At 58.3% G+C, this 18,592-nt stretch carries 14 protein-coding genes and 1 pseudogene; 9 read left to right on the forward strand and 6 right to left on the reverse strand.

The features are described 5' to 3' along the window. Positions 1-160: 160 nt before the first annotated feature. From prpC to AB4N43_RS07620, 3 genes are read right to left on the reverse strand one after another with little or no spacing between them, the layout of a single operon-like run. A complete protein-coding gene (prpC, locus tag AB4N43_RS07610) occupies positions 161-1,288 on the reverse strand; it encodes a bifunctional 2-methylcitrate synthase/citrate synthase (protein ID WP_027922546.1) in 1,128 nt (375 codons plus the stop codon). 42 nt (positions 1,289-1,330) lie between these two features. Beyond that, the gene (gene prpB / locus AB4N43_RS07615) at positions 1,331-2,221 is read right to left on the reverse strand and encodes a methylisocitrate lyase (protein WP_027922545.1); all 891 of its coding nucleotides are present in this window, start codon (positions 2,219-2,221) and stop codon (positions 1,331-1,333) included. Continuing rightward, the gene (locus AB4N43_RS07620) at positions 2,218-2,934 is read right to left on the reverse strand and encodes a GntR family transcriptional regulator (RefSeq protein ID WP_172825947.1); all 717 of its coding nucleotides are present in this window, start codon (positions 2,932-2,934) and stop codon (positions 2,218-2,220) included. Before AB4N43_RS07620 ends, prpB begins: the two co-directional genes overlap by 4 nt. 302 nt (positions 2,935-3,236) lie before the next feature. On the opposite strand from AB4N43_RS07620, the gene rloA reads away from it, so the two are divergent. The 4 genes from rloA to pabB all read left to right on the forward strand — a co-directional run bounded on the left by rloA (position 3,237) and on the right by pabB (position 7,792). Then, positions 3,237-3,773, forward strand: a complete 537-nt coding sequence (rloA, locus tag AB4N43_RS07625; protein ID WP_027922543.1) for a retropepsin-like aspartic peptidase RloA — start codon at positions 3,237-3,239, stop codon at positions 3,771-3,773. Between the two features lie 5 nt (positions 3,774-3,778). Continuing rightward, a complete protein-coding gene (gene rloB / locus AB4N43_RS07630; RefSeq protein ID WP_027922542.1) occupies positions 3,779-5,311 on the forward strand; it encodes an osmotic stress tolerance membrane protein RloB in 1,533 nt (510 codons plus the stop codon). Next, entirely contained in the window at positions 5,311-6,297 is a 987-nt protein-coding gene (locus AB4N43_RS07635; RefSeq protein WP_027922541.1) for an alpha-L-glutamate ligase-like protein, read from the forward strand. Before rloB ends, AB4N43_RS07635 begins: the two co-directional genes overlap by 1 nt. A gap of 157 nt (positions 6,298-6,454) precedes the next feature. Continuing rightward, complete coding sequence (gene pabB, locus AB4N43_RS07640; protein ID WP_027922540.1) at positions 6,455-7,792, forward strand: aminodeoxychorismate synthase component I; 1,338 nt, start codon at positions 6,455-6,457, stop codon at positions 7,790-7,792. 101 nt (positions 7,793-7,893) lie between these two features. On the opposite strand, the gene thrH is transcribed toward pabB, so the two are convergent. Further along, positions 7,894-8,511 (reverse strand): bifunctional phosphoserine phosphatase/homoserine phosphotransferase ThrH, encoded by a 618-nt coding sequence (thrH, locus tag AB4N43_RS07645; RefSeq protein WP_027922539.1) that lies wholly within the window; start codon positions 8,509-8,511, stop codon positions 7,894-7,896. Positions 8,512-8,684: 173 nt separating this feature from the next. Between thrH and AB4N43_RS07650 the strand changes: the two genes are divergently transcribed. After that, positions 8,685-9,425 (forward strand): phosphoadenylyl-sulfate reductase, encoded by a 741-nt coding sequence (locus AB4N43_RS07650; protein ID WP_460153690.1) that lies wholly within the window; start codon positions 8,685-8,687, stop codon positions 9,423-9,425. 154 nt (positions 9,426-9,579) lie between these two features. Here the strand turns inward: AB4N43_RS07650 and AB4N43_RS07655 are convergent, their stop codons facing one another. Next, the gene (locus AB4N43_RS07655) at positions 9,580-10,503 is read right to left on the reverse strand and encodes a LysR family transcriptional regulator (protein WP_460153692.1); all 924 of its coding nucleotides are present in this window, start codon (positions 10,501-10,503) and stop codon (positions 9,580-9,582) included. Between the two features lie 125 nt (positions 10,504-10,628). Between AB4N43_RS07655 and AB4N43_RS07660 the strand changes: the two genes are divergently transcribed. Next, the gene (locus AB4N43_RS07660) at positions 10,629-11,375 is read left to right on the forward strand and encodes a 3-oxoacyl-ACP reductase family protein (protein ID WP_027922537.1); all 747 of its coding nucleotides are present in this window, start codon (positions 10,629-10,631) and stop codon (positions 11,373-11,375) included. A 64-nt stretch (positions 11,376-11,439) separates the two neighbouring features. On the opposite strand, the gene AB4N43_RS07665 is transcribed toward AB4N43_RS07660, so the two are convergent. Next, the gene (locus AB4N43_RS07665) at positions 11,440-12,135 is read right to left on the reverse strand and encodes an HAD-IA family hydrolase (RefSeq protein WP_027922536.1); all 696 of its coding nucleotides are present in this window, start codon (positions 12,133-12,135) and stop codon (positions 11,440-11,442) included. 252 nt (positions 12,136-12,387) lie between these two features. Between AB4N43_RS07665 and AB4N43_RS07670 the strand changes: the two are divergent. The 3 genes and pseudogenes from AB4N43_RS07670 (at position 12,388) to AB4N43_RS07680 (ending at position 17,962) form a co-directional block, all read left to right on the forward strand. Next, positions 12,388-17,239: pseudogene (locus AB4N43_RS07670) on the forward strand (RHS repeat-associated core domain-containing protein). Beyond that, the gene (locus tag AB4N43_RS07675; RefSeq protein ID WP_460153694.1) at positions 17,239-17,631 is read left to right on the forward strand and encodes a hypothetical protein; all 393 of its coding nucleotides are present in this window, start codon (positions 17,239-17,241) and stop codon (positions 17,629-17,631) included. The pseudogene AB4N43_RS07670 and the gene AB4N43_RS07675 overlap by 1 nt, the downstream one beginning before the upstream one ends. 40 nt (positions 17,632-17,671) lie before the next feature. Then, positions 17,672-17,962 carry a hypothetical protein gene (locus tag AB4N43_RS07680; protein WP_460153696.1) on the forward strand — a complete coding sequence of 97 codons (291 nt, stop codon included), beginning with the start codon at positions 17,672-17,674 and terminating at the stop codon, positions 17,960-17,962. The last annotated feature ends 630 nt before the right edge of the window (positions 17,963-18,592 follow it).

The raw sequence follows: 18,592 nt of genomic DNA on the forward strand, positions 1-18,592 counted from the left end.
GCAAGACTTGAACTGAACACAATCCACTGTAGGAGTGAGCCTGCTCGCGATAGCGATGTAACTGCCGACACTGATGTCGCATGTCAGTCCGTCATCGCGAGCAGGCTCGCTCCTACAGGGATCTGCGTTGCATTTAGATCCCTGTGTCGACCCCCACCATTCAGCGTTGTTCGATTGGCACGAACTTGCGCTGTTCAACGCCGACGTACTCGGCGCTCGGGCGGATGATGCGATTGTTGGCGCGTTGTTCGAACACGTGGGCAGCCCAGCCGGTCAGGCGCGAGCAGACGAAAATCGGTGTGAACAACTTGGTCGGGATGCCCATGAAGTGGTACGCCGAGGCATGGTAGAAGTCGGCGTTCGGGAACAGTTTCTTTTGCTCCCACATGGTCTTGTCGATGGCTTCGGAAACCGGGAACAACACCTTGTCGCCCACTTCGTCAGCGAGTTTTTTCGACCAGCCCTTGATCACTTCATTGCGCGGATCGTTGTCTTTGTAGATCGCGTGACCGAAGCCCATGATCTTGTCTTTGCGCTCGAGCATGCCGAGGGTGCCTTCGATCGCCGCTTGCGGCGAGCTGAAGCGCTCGATCATTTCCATTGCCGCTTCGTTGGCGCCGCCGTGCAGTGGACCGCGCAGCGAACCGATGGCCGCCGTGATGCAGGAGAACAGATCCGACAGTGTGGATGCGCAAACACGTGCGGTGAAGGTCGACGCGTTGAACTCGTGCTCTGCGTAGAGGATCAGCGAAACGTTCATCACCTTGACGTGCAACTCGCTTGGCTTCTCGCCGTGCAGCAGGTGCAGGAAATGACCGCCGATGGTCGGCTCGTCAGTCACGCAGTTGATGCGCTTGCCGTCGTGGCTGAAGCGATACCAGTAGGTCATGATCGCCGGGAATGCGGCCAGCAGACGGTCGGTCTTGTCGTGTTGCTCGGAGAAGTTGTTCTCCGGCTCCAGGTTGCCCAGGAACGAGCAGCCGGTACGCATCACGTCCATCGGGTGGGCGTCGGCGGGGATGCGTTCCAGTACTTCTTTCAACGCTTGTGGCAGGTCACGCAGCTTGCTCAGCTTGCTGACGTAGGCATCCAGTTGCGCTTTGCTCGGCAGTTCGCCGTACAGCAGCAGGTAGGCGACCTCTTCGAACTGCGCGTCAGCCGCCAGTTCGCGAACGTCGTAGCCACGATAGGTCAGGCCTGCGCCCGATTGCCCCACGGTGGACAGTGCGGTTTGCCCGGCAACCTGACCACGGAGCCCGGCGCCACTGAGTACTTTTGCTTCGGCCATTTCTGCCTCCAGTTTCTTGAATTTATTAGGGAGTTATTCGACTTACTTTTTCGCAGCGAACAACGCATCGAGCTTCTGCTCGAAGGTGTGGTAGTCGATGCGATCGTAAAGCTCCATGCGGGTCTGCATGGTGTCGATGACGTTCTGTTGCGTGCCGTCGCGGCGGATGGCGGTGTAGACGTTTTCCGCGGCTTTGTTCATCGCGCGGAACGCGGACAGCGGATACAGCACCAGCGATACATCGGCACCGGCGAGTTGCTCGGTGGTGTACAGCGGTGTTGCGCCGAATTCGGTGATGTTGGCCAGGATCGGCGCTTTCACACGGCTGGCGAACAGCTTGTACATGTCCAGTTCAGTGATGGCTTCCGGGAAGATCATGTCGGCGCCGGCCTCGATGCACGCAGCGGCGCGATCCAGGGCAGATTCCAGACCTTCGACCGCCAGGGCGTCGGTACGCGCCATGATCACGAAGCTGTCATCGGTACGCGCATCCACCGCGGCTTTAATGCGGTCGACCATTTCCTGCAGCGAGACGATTTCTTTGTTCGGACGGTGGCCGCAACGCTTGGCGCCGACCTGGTCTTCGATGTGAACGGCGGCAGCGCCGAACTTGATCATCGATTTCACGGTACGGGCGACGTTGAACGCCGAGGAACCGAAACCGGTGTCCACGTCCACCAGCAGCGGCAGGTCGCAAACATCGGTGATGCGACGCACGTCAGTCAGCACGTCATCCAGGCCAGTGATGCCCAGGTCCGGCACGCCGAGGGAGCCCGCGGCCACACCGCCACCGGACAGGTAAATCGCCTTGAAACCGGCGCGCTTGGCCAACAGCGCGTGGTTGGCGTTGATCGCGCCGACCACTTGCAATGGATGCTCGCTGGCGACCGCATCGCGGAAACGCTGGCCTGGAGTGCTCTTGTTCAAACTCATGACTCACCTCGTTTGGCTGTCGGGTTAGCGCCGTCCTGGTAATGACGGGCGATATTGCGTTTGGAGGCGCCGATGTGGCGGCGCATCAACAACTCGGCCAGTTCACCGTCACGGTCGGCGATGGCATCGAGAATTCGGTGGTGCTCGGCAAATGCCTGGTGTGGACGATTGGGCGTGGTGGAAAACTGGATGCGGTACATGCGCACCAGTTGATACAGCTCGCCGCAAAGCATTTGCGTCAGGGTGCGGTTACCGCTGCCCTGGATAATCCGGTAGTGGAAGTCGAAATCACCTTCCTGCTGGTAGTAGCCTCGGCCAGCCTGGAACGCTTCGTCACGCTCGTGGGTTTCGAGGACGCGGCGCAGTTCGTCGATTTCTTCGAGCGTCATGCGCTCGGCGGCCAGGCGGCAGGCCATGCCTTCAAGGGATTCACGGATTTCGTAGAGCTCAAGCAGCTCTGCATGATTGAGCGAGACCACCCGTGCCCCGACATGCGGAATGCGCACCAGCAGGCGCTGACCTTCCAGGCGGTGGATCGCTTCACGCAGCGGCCCGCGGCTGATGCCGTAGGTGCGCGCCAGCTCTGGCTCGGAGATCTTGCTGCCCGGGGCGATCTCGCCCTTGACGATGGCCGCCTGAATACGCCGGAAGACGTTTTCGGAAAGTGTCTCCGAATCGTCTTGGGTAATGAGCGGGGGATCCAGTTGATCCAACATATTGTCGACACCTTGAAAGCTGATGCCGCAAAAACTAGCGAAAACAGGCGCCACAGTCAAAGGATAATTCGATATTGTCGACAATCGTCTAATAACCCGCCGCACCATAACAAAGCAGCACAGTGGTTTATAGCCGCCCGCCAGCGGTGGCGCCAGCAAACCACCGTGCTAGAATGCCGCCCGCATTTGTTTGTGACATCTGCACTGTTTGTCACAAATAGCTGATAGGCATACGAGGGAGCTTGCGCAGCAATGCCAGGGCCTTGAATCGACGTACGGACCGCTGCGCGCCAGGATTTATGAGACTCAAGCCCTTCCCGACATTCCTTTATCTACTGTGTCTGCCCGGTTTTGCCGCGGCGGGGGAAAAGACGGTGTACGGCCTCAACGAGTACGCCTCCCTGGATGGCATCGACCTGGAAGTCGCGGCCAAGCTCGACACCGGGGCGAAAACTGCCTCACTGAGTGCCCGCGACATCAAACGCTTCAAACGCAACGGCGAGTCCTGGGTACGCTTTTACCTGGCCATCGACGCCGCCCATTCGCACCCGATCGAACGGCCGCTGGCCCGTGTCAGCAAGATCAAGCGCCGGGCCGGTGACTACGACCCGGAAGAAGGCAAGAAGTACACGGCCCGCCCGGTAATCGAGCTGGACATCTGCATGGGTTCGGCATTACGCAGCATCGAAGTGAACCTGACCGACCGCAGCGCCTTCCAATACCCGCTGTTGATCGGCTCCGAAGCGCTCAAACGCTTCGACGCGCTGGTCGACCCCAGTCTTAAATACGCTGCTGGCAAACCCGCCTGCGCCACCGCCGCTCATACCGCAGAGTAATTCCAATGCGCTCTCTTAACCTCCATCTGAAAATGCTGATCGCCATCCTGGTGGTGCTGGGCATTTCAGTTACGGCCTATCAGATCTTCGTGCTCGGCATTCCCGTGACCGAAGACGCCACCGACGACTTGTGGAACATCGACGCCAAGGTCGAGTTCGTCGCCAGTGCCAAGGACCCGGTCAAGATCCAGATGTTCGTGCCGCCACTGAGCCGCGACTTCGTCAGCCTCAACGAGAGCTTCATCTCCAATAACTACGGCGTGGCAGTGAATCGGGTCGACGGCAACCGCAAGGTCACCTGGTCGGCGCGTCGGGCCAAGGGCAATCAAACCCTTTATTACCGTCTGGTGCTGACCAAGCGTTACTCCGGCGAAAAATCCAAGGTCAAGGGCCCGACCTTCCGTGACAGTATCGCCGTCGAAGGCCCGGAAAAAATCGCCGCCGAAGCCCTGCTCGCACCGATTCGCCAGCACTCGGCTGACGTCGAGACCTTCATTGGCGAAGCGATCAAGCGGGTCAACAATTTAAGCGACGACAATGTGAAACTGCTGCTGGCCGGCGATCCGTCCACCGCGAACAAAGCCAAAATCGTCGAGCTGGTCCTGTCCATCGCCCACGTGCCGGTGGAAAAGGTCCACACCATTCGTCTGGTGGCCGACCAGCCGCAACTGCCTGAACTCTGGTTGCGCAGCTTCAACGGCACTGACTGGCTGTACTTCAACCCGGAAACCGGTGAGCAAGGCCTGCCGACCGATCGCCTGCTGTGGTGGACCGGCGACGAAAACCTGATCACCGTCGATGGCGGCAAAAAAGCCAACGTGACCTTCAGCCTCAACAACAGCGAAATGAACGCCATTCGCCTGGCCAAGCTGACCGACGAAAACACCGACGCCAACTTCCTCGAATACTCGCTGTACGGTTTGCCGCTGCAAACCCAGCAGACGTTCATGATCATGGTGATGATCCCGATTGGCGTGCTGGTGATCCTGATCCTGCGCAACCTGATCGGCATCCAGACCCTCGGCACCTTCACCCCGGTGCTGATCGCCCTCGCCTTCCGCGAAACCGGGCTCGGCTTCGGCATCGTGCTGTTCACGATCATCACCGCGCTGGGGCTGTCGCTGCGTTCCTACCTTGAACACCTGAAGCTGCAAATGCTGCCAAGGCTGTCGGTGGTGCTGACCTTCGTGGTGGTGCTGATCGCGGCGATCAGCCTGTTCAGCCATAAACTTGGCCTCGAACGCGGGCTGTCGGTGGCGCTGTTCCCGATGGTGATCCTGACCATGACCATCGAACGCCTGTCGATTACCTGGGAAGAACGCGGTTCGGGCCATGCCATGAAAGTGGCGATCGGCACGCTGTTCGCCGCGTCCCTGGCGCACTTGATCATGACCGTGCCGGAGCTGGTGTACTTCGTGTTCACGTTCCCGGCGATCCTGCTGATCCTGGTGGGCTTCATGCTGGCAATGGGTCGCTATCGCGGCTACCGCCTGACCGAACTGGTGCGATTCAAGGCGTTCCTGAAGGCGGACGTCTGATGTTCGGTTTCTGGAAAACCTGGAAGGCCCTGGAAGCCCGGGGCATCATGGGCATCAACCGGCGTAACGCCGACTACGTGCTCAAGTACAACAAGCGCAGCCTGTACCCGATTGTCGATGACAAGATCATCACCAAGGAGCGCGCCATTGCCGCTGGCATTCATGTGCCGCAACTGTATGGCGTGATCTCCACCGAGAAGGAAATCGACAACCTCGATTCCATCATCGGCGACCGTACCGACTTCGTGATAAAACCCGCGCAGGGCGCGGGTGGCGACGGCATCATTGTGGTCGCCGACCGTTTCGAGGGCCGCTATCGCACGGTGTCCGGCAAGATCATCAGCCATGAGGAAATCGAGCACCATGTCTCCAGTATCCTCACCGGCCTGTATTCCCTGGGTGGTCATCGCGACCGCGCGCTGATCGAATACCGGGTGATCCCGGACCAGATCTTCAAGAGCATCAGCTATGAAGGCGTGCCGGACATTCGCATCATCGTGTTGATGGGGTATCCAGTGATGGCCATGCTGCGCCTGCCGACCCGGCAATCCGGCGGCAAGGCCAACCTGCACCAGGGCGCCATCGGCGTCGGTGTCGACCTCGCGACCGGGGAAACATTGCGCGGCACCTGGCTGAACAACATCATCACCAAACACCCCGACACCACCAACGCCGTCGATGGCGTGCAACTGCCCTACTGGGACGGTTTCATGAAACTCGCGGCCGGCTGTTATGAGCTGTGCGGGTTGGGTTACATCGGCGTTGATATGGTCCTGGACCAGGAAAAAGGCCCGTTGATCCTCGAGCTCAATGCCCGCCCTGGGTTGAACATCCAGATCGCCAACGATTGCGGGCTGACCTTGCGTACACATGCGGTTGAAGCGCGGTTGGAAGAGTTGAAGGCTCGCGGGGTTACCGAGACGGTGAAAGAGCGCGTGGAGTTTGTTCAGGAGATGTTTGGGCATATTCCGGCGGTTGAGGGCTGATCTGAAACCGAGTCGCGGCCATCGCGAGCTTGCTCGCGATGGCGGACTGACAGTCACTAAAGCACTCAACTTGCCAATCCCCGACATCCCCTCTAGGAGCAAATCCTGCAGAGGACTACAATCGCCACCCCGCCTCGATGGCTGACCCGCCCCGCCCATGTTGACCTGTTCCGTACACCCGCTCCCTTATCGCGCCAACCCCGCCGACTACTTCGCGGCGATTCGTCACGCGCCCGGCGCTGTGCTGCTCGACAGTGGCCGGCCAAGTGCCGAGCGTGGGCGTTTTGATTTGCTCAGCGCCTGGCCGCTGGCGCAACTGGCTGTATTACCCGACGAAAGCGGCAGCGATTTCCTGCAACGCCTGCGCGAAAACCTGACACGACTCGGTAAAGCGCAAGTGCCTGATGAACTGCCCTTCGCCGGCGGCCTGATCGGTTACCTGAGCTACGACTTCGGTCGGCACCTGGAAAACCTGCCGAGCCAGGCGCAAGACGATCTGCAATTGCCCGATGCGCGTTTCGGGTTATATGACTGGGCCTTGATCAGCGATCACCACGTGAAGACCAGTCAACTGGTGTTTCACCCGTCGTTGGTCAATAGCGAACGCCAGCGTCTGATCACACTGTTCAGTCAGCCGCCGGCCGAAACCCTTGAACCTTTCACCCTGAAAGCGCCGATGCGTGCCGACCTGAGCGCCGACCAGTATCGCCAGGCGCTGGAACGCATTCAGAACTACATCCAGGCCGGTGACTGCTACCAGGTCAACTTCGCCCAGCGCTTCCGGGCGGAGTGCCAAGGCGATCCATGGGCAGCGTACGTCGCGTTGCGCGCCGCGTGCCCGACGCCATTTTCCGGTTTCCAGAGCCTGCCCGAGGGCGGCGCGGTGCTGAGCCTGTCGCCGGAGCGCTTCGTCAAAGTCAGCGAACGGCAGGTGGAAACCCGTCCGATCAAAGGCACCCGCCCTCGCGGCCTGACCGCTGCCGAAGACGCGGCGAATGCCGCCGAACTGCTCGCCAGCCCCAAGGATCGCGCGGAAAACCTGATGATTGTCGACCTGCTGCGCAATGACCTCGGGCGCACCTGCCGCATTGGTTCGGTGCGAGTGCCGGAGTTGTTCAGCCTGGAAAGCTATCCGAACGTGCATCATCTGGTGAGCAGCGTGACCGGTGAACTGGCGGATGACCGCGATGCGCTGGACCTGATTGCCGGCAGCTTCCCCGGCGGCTCGATCACTGGTGCGCCGAAGATTCGGGCGATGCAGATTATTGATGAGCTGGAGCCGACCCGGCGTGGATTGTACTGCGGGTCATTGCTGTATCTGGATGTGCGCGGCGAGATGGACAGTTCCATCGCGATTCGCAGCTTGCTGGTCAAGGATGGGCAAGTGTGTTGCTGGGGCGGTGGCGGAATCGTCGCTGACTCCGAGTGGCAGGCCGAGTATCAGGAATCGATAACCAAGGTCAAAGTCCTGCTCGATACCCTGCAAAACCTTTAAAAGCATCGTCGGAACGCCGCCCGGACCAAGCCCGGCTCCCACAGGTTTAGCGCAATACCTGTAGGCGCCGGGCTTGCCCGCGATGGGGCCCTTCCAGACGACTAAAGGCTCAACGCCCGATTAGAAGCCTTGATGAACTCCTGCTTCAGCGCCTCAAACGTATGCACCGCCGGGAACTGTGGAAACTCGCGAATCACATTGTCCGGCGCATGGAATAGAATCCCCGCATCCGCCTCACCCAGCATCGTCGTGTCGTTGTACGAATCCCCCGCCGCGATCACCCGATAGTAGAGGCTCTTGAAGGACAGAACCGACTGACGCTTGGGATCTTTCTGACGCAGCTGATAGCTGGTCACCCGACCGGAATCATCGGTAATCAAGCGATGGCACAGCAACGTCGGAAAACCCAGCTGGCGCATCAACGGCTGCGAAAACTCATAGAACGTGTCTGACAGGATCACCACCTGGAAGCGTTCGCGCAGCCAATTAACGAACTCGATGGCGCCATCGAGCGGCTTGAGCGTGGCAATCACTTCCTGGATATCGGCGAGTTTCAGGCCGTGTTCATCGAGAATTCGCAGGCGTTGCTTCATCAGCACGTCATAGTCAGGAATGTCCCGGGTGGTAGCCCGCAGGGATTCGATTCCGGTTTTTTCGGCAAACGCGATCCATATTTCCGGGACCAGTACACCTTCAAGATCCAGACAGGCAATTTCCACAAGACACTCCCATTTGTATTGATTATTGAGTCGAGCGAGCAAAAAGACTGCCGAACTCTAGCGATTCGGGCTGACCGGCGCAACGCAGAGGGCGCGCCAGCGGCTGCAGGATTTTGTTACCATCGCAGCCATATAGAGCGCCCAGCGCCACCGACCTGTAGGAAGCCGCCCTGATGAGCCCAACGTTCGACGTCGTGGAACTCGCCACGACCTATGCCAATAAGTCCGCCCAGGACATCCTGAAACTCGCCTTCGCCGAGTTTGGCGATGACCTGTGGATATCTTTCAGCGGCGCCGAAGACGTGGTGCTGGTAGACATGGCCTGGAAGCTGAACAAGAACGTCAAGGTGTTCAGCCTCGATACCGGCCGCTTGCACCCGGAAACCTACCGTTTCATCGATCAGGTGCGCGAGCACTACAAGATCGACATCGAACTGGTGTCGCCGGACTACACGAAACTTGAACCCTTCGTGAAGGAAAAAGGCCTGTTCAGTTTCTACAAGGACGGCCATGGCGAATGCTGCGGCATCCGCAAGATCGAGCCGCTGCGCCGCAAGTTGTCCGGCGTGAGCGCCTGGGCCACCGGCCAGCGCCGGGACCAGAGCCCCGGCACCCGCAGCGCCGTCGCGGTGCTGGAAATCGACACCGCGTTCTCGACGCCCGAGCGCACCCTGTACAAATTCAATCCGCTGGCGCAAATGACCAGCGAAGAGATCTGGGGCTACATCCGCATGCTGGAGCTGCCCTACAACAGCCTGCATGAGCGCGGGTTCATCAGCATTGGCTGCGAACCGTGCACCCGTCCGGTGCTGCCGAACCAGCATGAGCGCGAAGGTCGCTGGTGGTGGGAAGAGGCGACGCAGAAAGAATGCGGGTTGCATGCAGGCAACATCATCAGCAAATCCAAGGCCTGATCCCGAGCCTTGTGAGATCCCCTGTGGGAGCGGCAGACCGCGTTATCGTTCATCGCGGGCAAGCCACGCTCCCACAGTGGATTGGCGGCGCTCACAAATCCCCGGTGGCAGCCGGGCTTGCCCGCGATGACAGCAACTCGGCCTCAAGCCGAACTCAAACCGCACTAAACCGCTGCCCCAGCCCCTGCTCCGCAAACTGCTCAATGATGAAATCCACAAACGCCCGGGTCTTGCCCGGCAACAGTTTGTGTTCCGCGTAATAGATCGAAATGTTGCCATCGTCGACATACCAGTCCGGCAGCACCCGCTGTAGCTTCCCGCTCTCCAGAAACCCCGAGGCGAACGGCATGCTGACCAGCGCAATCCCCAGCCCCTGGGCCGCCGTCGCGCACGCGGCTTCCGAATCACTCATGGTCATCCGCGCCTTCAATGTCAGCGGACTGTGTTGCTGCCTGCGACTGGTCAACTGCCAGGAACGCACCCGGCCGGTCTGCGGCGAACGAATCAGAATGCCGTCGTGGTGCTTGAGATCATCGGGCTCGGCGATCGCATCATGCGCCTCCAGATAACCGGCTGACGCCACCAACACCCGATGCGCCGGCGCCAGTTTGCGCGCCACCACCCCTTGGGGCAGTTCGAAACCACCGCCAATGGCCGCATCGAACCCCTGCGCAATCAAATCGACCTGACGGTTATCGAAATGCCAGTCCGGGTTGATCGCGGGGAAGCGCCGCAAAAACTCCCCCAGCAACGGCACGACATACAAGCGCCCAAACACCGTGCCCATGCTGACCTTCAGTGTCCCCGCCGGTCGGCCTTCGGCGCTGGCCAGATTGGCCACCGCATTCTGGATCGTGTGCAGGCTGGAACTGACCTCGCCAAGGAACAGCTGACCGGCCTCGGTCAACGTCAGGCTGCGGGTGCTGCGCTGAAATAGCCGCACACCAAGCCGTGCCTCGAGCTTTGCCACACTCTTGCCTACGGCGGCCGGGGTCAAACTCAAGCGCCGCGCGGCTTCGGCAAAGCTGCCGACCTCTGCACTGCGCACAAAGCATTCGATACTGCTGAAGGTTTCCATAGGTGCCACTATAAACTTTTGGTTTACACAGACTATCGCAATTGCCGGCTACTCATCGCCTGATCCTCAATCGATACTAGGCTCCATCAACCGAGGCATTTCGCCTCGGGATTTTGGAGATCGTTATGACTACTCAGAACCTCAGCGGCAAAGTGGCTTTGATTCAAGGCGGTTCCCGCGGTATCGGCGCCGCCATCGTCAAACGTCTGGCCGCTGAAGGCGCAACCGTTGCCTTCACCTACGTCAGCTCCACGGCCAAAGCCGAAGAATTGCAAAACAGCATCACCGGCAGCGGCGGCAAAGCCCTGGCCATCAAGGCGGACAGCGCCGACGCTGAAGCCATCCGCAACGCCGTGAGCGCTACGGTTAAAGCCTTCGGTCGCCTGGACATCCTGGTCAACAACGCTGGCGTGCTGGCCGTTGCACCACTGGAGGATTTCAAACTCGAAGATTTCGACCAGACCCTGGCCATCAACGTGCGCAGCGTGTTCATCGCCACCCAGGCCGCCGCCAAACACATGACTGAAGGCGGTCGCATCATCAACATCGGCAGCACCAACGCCGACCGCATGCCCTTCGCCGGTGGCGGCCCTTACGCCATGAGCAAATCAGCGCTGGTAGGTCTGACCAAAGGCTTGGCCCGCGACCTCGGCCCGCGCGGCATCACCATTAATAATGTGCAGCCCGGCCCGGTCGACACCGACATGAACCCGGCTGACGGTGACTTTGCGGAAAGCCTGATCCCGTTGATGGCAGTGGGTCGCTACGGCAAAGCCGAAGAGATCGCCAGCTTCGTGGCCTACCTCGTTGGTCCGGAAGCCGGTTACATCACCGGGGCCAGCCTGACCATCGACGGTGGTTTCGGCGCCTGATGCGCTAGACATAAACAAAATGTGGGAGCGAGCCTGTTCGCTCCCACTTTTGCTTACGGGTGCGTTAAGCCCATTCGAGGGCGGGTAAACCACACGCGCTCGGTGTGAACGCTTTCAGCGTACGAAGAATGCCATCGGCATGTGCGTATTTCTCATCCGCCATGGCTGCATCCGGGATCGCTATCGCGGTCATCCCCGCCGCTTTCGCCGCGGTGACGCCAAACGGCGAATCCTCAAACACCAGGCAGTCCTCAGGCGCAACGCCCAGGCGCCGCGCTGCGGTGAGGAAAATATCCGGCGCCGGTTTAGCTGCGCCGACCTCCGGGTCATCGGCCGTCACAACGAAATCGAACAGCGCAAACCAGTCACGGTGCAACGTGGTCTTCTGCCCGAACGACTGACGCGAGGAACTGGTACCCACGGCAATCGGAATGTTGTTGGCCTTCAAGTGCCGCACCAGTTCCTCAGCACCCGGCATCGCCAGCGCGGCAGGAAAACGCTCGCGCATCAATGGTTCGCGGATCACCAGGAACTCTTCGGCGGTAATCGGCAAATCGAGCGCCTCGACCACGTATCGCGCCAGATCACCGGCCCCACGGCCAATGATGTTTTGCTTGATGCTCCAGTCGAAAACCCGACCGTAACGCGCGGCAATCAGCGACGTGACCTCGGTGTAAATGCCCTCGGTGTCCAGCAACAAGCCGTCCATGTCGAAAATCACAGCCTTGATCGGGCCGAACTGATTGAGCGGTGCATTCATCGCATCGGATCCGTTTTCTAATGACATCCCAGACGCGGCTCAGGTGTGGCCGGGTCCGTGATCGATTAAAGGATTCAGCAGCATAGCGAGCGCGGCTGACATTGAGCAACGGGCAATGCCCGACCGTTACAAAAAGTGCTGACCGTCATTTAGCGACTTTCCCTACATAAAACGCCTCTTTTCCCGACTTCTTTAGCCGCTGATCCCAAGCAAAGTCTCGCGCTCACATTTGATCTGCGCGAGGGACTGCGAATGTTCGAACCTGACAAGGTTCTGGCCTTGAACAACACCATCGGACTGCTGGTGGTCGCTGCCATGGACCCTGAGCAGCCGAATGTCGAAGGGTTGCTGGCTGACTTTCGACTGTGCCTCAACGACTACGATGCCTGGGCGGAGAGTTTCTGGACCGGCAAGGCGCTGGATATCGAGCAGGTGTTCAAGGTCGGCAACGAAGTCCGGCTGGTCGCGCCAAAGCATTCCACTGCGCCTGTCAGCTCCACCGTCGGGGCGTGCCCGGCCAGCGGCTCGTTGACGCTGGTACACATGTTCGACGCGGCGCAATTCGTCCCCATCGGCAATACGCCGGTGATGCTCGAGCCGTTGAATGCTGATGGCACCTATGGCGAGCCGGTCAACCACGAGATCGGCCCCAGCGGCATTCTCGAAATCCCCAAGTGCGAACGCGGCCAACGTTACCGCATCACCTTCTTTCCGAATGTTTCCACCGATCATGTCAAAGCACTCTACGCCTCCTATCAAGGCGTCATCGACGGCCTGGAAGACTGGCTGCGCAATGAGTGGACGACTGAATTCGAAGCGCCATGGGCCGAGTATGCACAAGCCGGATTCCTCAAGCGCTACGGCCTGTTGCAACAAGCTGACTGGCTCGGTGTTGAGACGTCGCTGAACGGTTTGTGGGATGACGTGAAGCAGATTTACGAGCTGATCACCGACCTGCAGGCCAACAGCGAAAAACTCCTTGAGTACCTGACCGAAGTAGAACTTGAAACGCTGCTGCAGGCCTCGGCTGAATCGATTGCCAATCTGTTGCTGGTGTTGAGTGACGAGCCGTTGATGTTCATCCATCTGGCAGCGTTCACCAGTTGGCTGCGGATGATGCCACCGCAGCACATCGCCGAAGTTGTGGCGGAAATTCGTACAGGGGTATTGATTGCATTCCTGCTGGCACGCTTCACGGGGCCTTTAGGGCTGAGGTTCGGTATCAGTGCGAAGGTGCTGGGCAAAATCAAATCGGAGCGAGCGCGTAAATGGCTGGCAGCCGCGAGTTTGCGCCTGGCCACTCTATCCGACTTGACGCCCCATACGGGCGTATTCAAACCCCTCGCGGTCAACATCCGCACTGTTCCGCTGAACCCTGCGCCTGCGGTGCCGCTACAGATCAGTGCAGGCTCTGCACCGGTTGTATGGGTGAACAACCCGGTCGCCATTGCTCGCAACAAATCCGCACCCAAGACTCGCCTGAGCCGGCACGAACAGCGCGACGACGCCCCCGAGCAGGCGAAAAACCCCAACGGCGACAGCGCCGATTGCGGGCCACTGACCTGCACCAATGGCTGCCCGGTGTCGATGGTCACCGGCGAAGAGTTGCTGACTCTGGACGATGGATCGCTCAACGGTTTGTTGCCGTTTGCGTTCACCCGGTTGTACCGAAGCAGCGCGGTGGAAATCGATTGCGGGCTGGGCTGGGGCTGGAGTCATTCACTGGCGCATCGGCTGGAGCTGAACGCAGAGCACGTCGTCTGGATCGACCATGAAAACCGCCGCACGACATTTCCGCTGCCCAGCCAGAAACGCCCGGCCATTCACAACAGCCTGTCGCGGGCGGCGATTTATTCAGGGGATCAACCAGAAGAACTGGTGCTCGCCCTCGCTGGCGAAACCGCGCTGTTCTATCACTTTCGCAATGGCCGGCTGACCACGATCAGCGATGCCTATAACAACAGGCTGCACATCACCCGTGACCGGCAGGATCGCATTCAGCGCCTCGACAACGGCGCCGGTCGTTCGCTGCTGTTGCGCTACGAGCGCCGGCACATCGTCGCCGTCGAGTACCAGTCGTTTCACCCCGCCGATACGGCGGCTGACGCCTGGCGTACCGAGCAAACGCTGATTGCCTACCGCTACGACGCCCGACAGCGACTGATCGAAGCGACCAATGCCGCCGGGGAAAGCGAACGGTACGACTACGACGACCGACACGTGATTCTCCAACGGCAATTGGCCGGTGGGGCCAGTTTTTTTTGGGAGTGGGAGCGGTCCGGCAAAGCGGCCCGATGCACAAGGCACTGGGCGACGTTCGCGCAAATGGATACGCGCTATGCCTGGGACGACAACGGCGCAGTGCTGGTTAAAAACGTCGATGGCAGCGAGGAGGTTTACGTCCATGACGATACGGCGCGGTTGGTGCGCCGGGTCGGGCCGGATGGCGCCGAGCACCTCAAGACTTATGACCACAAGGGTCAGCTGATTGCCGAACAGGGGCCGTTGGGGGCCATTACTCAATACCGCTACGACGATCTCGGGCGGCTGATTGCGCTGATTCCACCTGAAGATGAGCCAACGTCCTACGAATACCGCAACGGTTTCCTGCATGCGCGTTATCGCGGTCAGGCGGTATGGAAATATCAACGCAATGCTCAGGGTGATGTCACCGAATCCATCGACCCCGACGGCCAGGTCACTCACTACCACTACGACACTCAAGGACAACTGGCATCGATCCGTTTTCCGGACAGCAGTCGTCATGTTTTCGTTCGGGATGCTATCGGGCAACTGATCGAGGAGACCCTGCCGGACGGCGGTCAGCGACGGTTTTCCTACGACGCTCTGGGACGGCAGATTACCCGTCAGGATGAACATGGCGCTGTCACTCACTACCAATGGGACGCCGTTGGCCGACTGCTCCAGACGACTCTTCCTACTGGTGCCAGCCGAGCCTTCAGCTACAACGCCTACGGCAAAATCACCGCCGAACGCGATGAATTGGGGCGTGTCACGCGCTTTGAGTACGACGATGACCTGCACCTGGTCAGCCGCCGGATCAACCCCGACGGCACGCATCTGCACTATCGCTACGACAACGCACGGCTTCTGCTGACCGAAATCGAGAACGAGTCCGGCGAACACTATCGACTGGACTACACAGCTAGTGGATTGATCCGACAGGAAGTCGGATTTGACGGTCGACGTACTGCGTATGCCTACGACCTCAATGGTCATCTGCTGGAAAAAATCGAGTTCGGCGATGACGGCTCGCAACTGATGACCCGTTACCAACGGGACTCAACCGGTTGCCTGCTGATCAAAACCCTGCCCGACGGCAACAACGTCGAATACCACTACGACAGCCTGGGCCGCTTGGTCAGTGTCGACGACAACCACGATCACCCACTGGAATTCGAATACGACACTCAGAACCGGCTGATCACAGAACACCAGAGCTGGGCCACATTGCGCTATGGCTACGACGCGTGCGGTCGACTCAACCACCTGCGCCTGCCAGACAACAGCAAAATCGATTACCACCGCGCCAAGGGTGGTGCACTGACAGCCATCGACCTCAACGGCACCCGGCTCACAAGCCACACCTATCAATTCGGCCGCGAACTAAAGCGCCAGCAAGGCTTGTTACACAGCCAGTACGACCACGACGAACAAGGTCGTCTGAAGGCCCATGCCGTCAGCCAACACCCGCAATCGCTGTATCGACGCGATTATGCCTACAGCGCCAACGGCAACCTCGACACCCTCGCGGACACCCGCCATGGCCAACGCAACTACCAATACGATCCGCTCAACCGCCTGATCCGCGTCCGTCACTCCCGCGACCAACAACCCGAAAGCTTCTTCCACGACCCCGCCGGTAACCTGCTGATGCAGGATCGCCCCGGCCCGGCCGCCGTCAAAGGCAATCGCCTGTTGATGCAAGGCGACCGCCACTTCGACTACGACGCCTTCGGCAACCTGATCCGCGAACGCCGCGGCACCGGGCAAAAACTCGTCACCGAATACCACTACGACTGCCAACACCGGTTAATCAGCGCCACGCTGCCCAACGGCACCTGCGCGACCTACCGCTACGACGCCTTCGGCCCCCGCATCCGCAAAACCGTCGACGGCAAAACCACCGAGTTTTTCTGGCAAGGCGACCAACTCATCGCCGAACACAGCCAGGACCACCACCGCAGCTACCTCTACGAACCCGGCACCTTCCGCCCACTCGCCATGCTCGACGGCAAAGGCCCACGCCAGGCCTGCCCGTTCTACTACCAACTCGACCACCTTGGCACCCCCCAAGAACTCACCGACTACAGCGGCGACATCATCTGGGCCGCGCAATACACCGCCTACGGCCGCCTGACCCGGTTGAATCGCGATACCCATCAGGTGCTGGATCAACCGTTGAGGTTTCAAGGGCAGTATTTCGACGCGGAGACGGGGCTGCATTACAACCGGCATCGTTATTACAACCCGGATCTGGGACGGTATTTGACTCCGGACCCGAGTGGGTTAGCGGGTGGGTTGAACGGGTATCAGTACACGCGGAACCCGACAGGATGGGTTGATCCGTTGGGGTTGAATGAGTGTCCTGGGGGGATGGGTGTAAGAGGCCGGCGTTTGGGGAGGAGGATCCGGCGGGGAAGGTTAAGGTTGATGAGGGAGAGCCTTCACTTCCCTCCTCGACAGGGGAAAACGAGTATCTATATCGTGGTGATTTGCGTAAGCCAGATGAAATTTTTGATACTGGGTTCTTGAGTAGAGGAGATAGTAATGATTTATTACTTCATGTTTGGGATAACAAGAACCCGCCGAGCAATTTTATAAGCACATCTACTGACCCAGAGATAGCTATAGATTTCGGCACCAAGTACAGGACCAAAAATGGTTATATGTACACCCTCAGGCGAGTTTTTGGCCATGACGTCAACAAGGAGTTACACCCTGATGACATTCCTTACGACTATGAAGATGAGATAGCTATTCCTAGCAGGGTAAAAACCGGAGACATTATAGGTGTTACCCCCCTAAAAAAGACGGAAGCTATATTGGATACTCAATACCAAACCCTCAAAGGAAACGATAATGACAATTGAAAAAATTTCTATCTTGATCGATAACAAACAAGAGATTGCTGTACTCGATTGTGATGAAGACACACCATCCATCCAAATAACATTGGAGAGCGGTCGAACACAAAAATTCTCAGGGCTTGATATTTATGAATGTCTTGGAAAAATAATCAAGTCGTTTCCTGAAATTAAATTTCTATGCAAAGGAGCAAAAATAAACGTGCGACCCTCCAGTATGTCGTCGCAGATGAGCTGTGGGATTATGGCCTACGAGCACAAATTAGGAGTCCGAGCATCTAGAAAGGATCTGGTCAATATCTTTCAGTATGATGATCAAGACATTGTTCACGACCCACAAATGCAAACCGATTTCTTCCATCGTTGGTTAGAATCAATCAAAAAATAGTCAATACAAAAAAAACAACCTTAAACCCAAAAAGGTGCTCATGAAAGCATTTGAAATAACCACACTCTCCGATGGCACCTTTGCCAGTACTATAATTGAATATCAGCGCGAGGGGGCGCTATTAACCTTACGAACCAAGTTCAATCCGGAGAAAACATATAAAGCGCATGACCTGCTCCAAAGCTTTGGTTTATTAAGAGCAGATTATCCGACAACAAAATTTCTATGCAAAGGCGCTAAAATCAATGTTTACACATTCGAGAATGTCATCGCAAATGTCTGCTGGCCTAGTCGCATACGAGCTTCAACTAGGCAGGCCTACGGATCTTGAGGACGTAGTGAGAATTTTTGACTACGAGGAAAATGACATCACAAACAACATCCAGCTATAACAGGCGTTCTACAAACGCTGGATCAAGTCGCCAGCGAACAGGTGTCAAAATAGCTGTTTGTAGCGCAAAGGTTGCCAAGTTCCTGAAAGCAATGACTATCAAAAAGCCCAACAAATAGCTGGGCTTTGATACTTAAATGCATTATCGAACTAGCCACCCTTCTCATCTTCGGCATCGCCAGCGCTGGCATCACCAGCACTACCAGACTTTCCAGCCCCACCACTCCCCATCGAATCCCCTCCACTCACAGCCCCACTCCCCTTCCCCGGACTAGTACTACTCCCATTCGCATCCCCCCCATTCCCACCATTAATACTCCCCGGCGGCAACGCATCACCATCAGCAGAATTCGCATTCATTTCAGTCGACGGAGGCATCCCCCCTTTATCCACAGGCGCATCATTCCCATTGGATTGAGCAAACGCACTGAATGAGCAGACAGACAACAGCCCCGAAATGATCAGGGCTGTGAGTTTTGAACTGACCATGACGCATCTCCTTTAAAAAAGGTGCATACCTGATCTGGCAGCGCTCTGTTTTTAAAGGTGCCACACAACCGACGAGCGGCT

The organism is Pseudomonas sp. S2_B07, from assembly GCF_054668435.1.

Excerpts from the sequence above, each read along its gene's own strand:
- prpC (WP_027922546.1), bottom strand. The coding sequence starts at position 1,288 with ATGGCCGAAGCAAAAGTACTCAGTGGCGCCGGGCTCCGTGGTCAGGTT.
- prpB (WP_027922545.1), bottom strand. The coding sequence starts at position 2,221 with ATGAGTTTGAACAAGAGCACTCCAGGCCAGCGTTTCCGCGATGCGGTC.
- rloA (WP_027922543.1), top strand. The coding sequence starts at position 3,237 with ATGAGACTCAAGCCCTTCCCGACATTCCTTTATCTACTGTGTCTGCCC.
- rloB (WP_027922542.1), top strand. The coding sequence starts at position 3,779 with ATGCGCTCTCTTAACCTCCATCTGAAAATGCTGATCGCCATCCTGGTG.
- AB4N43_RS07635 (WP_027922541.1), top strand. The coding sequence starts at position 5,311 with ATGTTCGGTTTCTGGAAAACCTGGAAGGCCCTGGAAGCCCGGGGCATC.
- pabB (WP_027922540.1), top strand. The coding sequence starts at position 6,455 with ATGTTGACCTGTTCCGTACACCCGCTCCCTTATCGCGCCAACCCCGCC.
- AB4N43_RS07650 (WP_460153690.1), top strand. The coding sequence starts at position 8,685 with ATGAGCCCAACGTTCGACGTCGTGGAACTCGCCACGACCTATGCCAAT.
- AB4N43_RS07655 (WP_460153692.1), bottom strand. The coding sequence starts at position 10,503 with ATGGAAACCTTCAGCAGTATCGAATGCTTTGTGCGCAGTGCAGAGGTC.
- AB4N43_RS07660 (WP_027922537.1), top strand. The coding sequence starts at position 10,629 with ATGACTACTCAGAACCTCAGCGGCAAAGTGGCTTTGATTCAAGGCGGT.
- AB4N43_RS07665 (WP_027922536.1), bottom strand. The coding sequence starts at position 12,135 with ATGAATGCACCGCTCAATCAGTTCGGCCCGATCAAGGCTGTGATTTTC.
- AB4N43_RS07675 (WP_460153694.1), top strand. The coding sequence starts at position 17,239 with ATGACAATTGAAAAAATTTCTATCTTGATCGATAACAAACAAGAGATT.
- AB4N43_RS07680 (WP_460153696.1), top strand. The coding sequence starts at position 17,672 with ATGAAAGCATTTGAAATAACCACACTCTCCGATGGCACCTTTGCCAGT.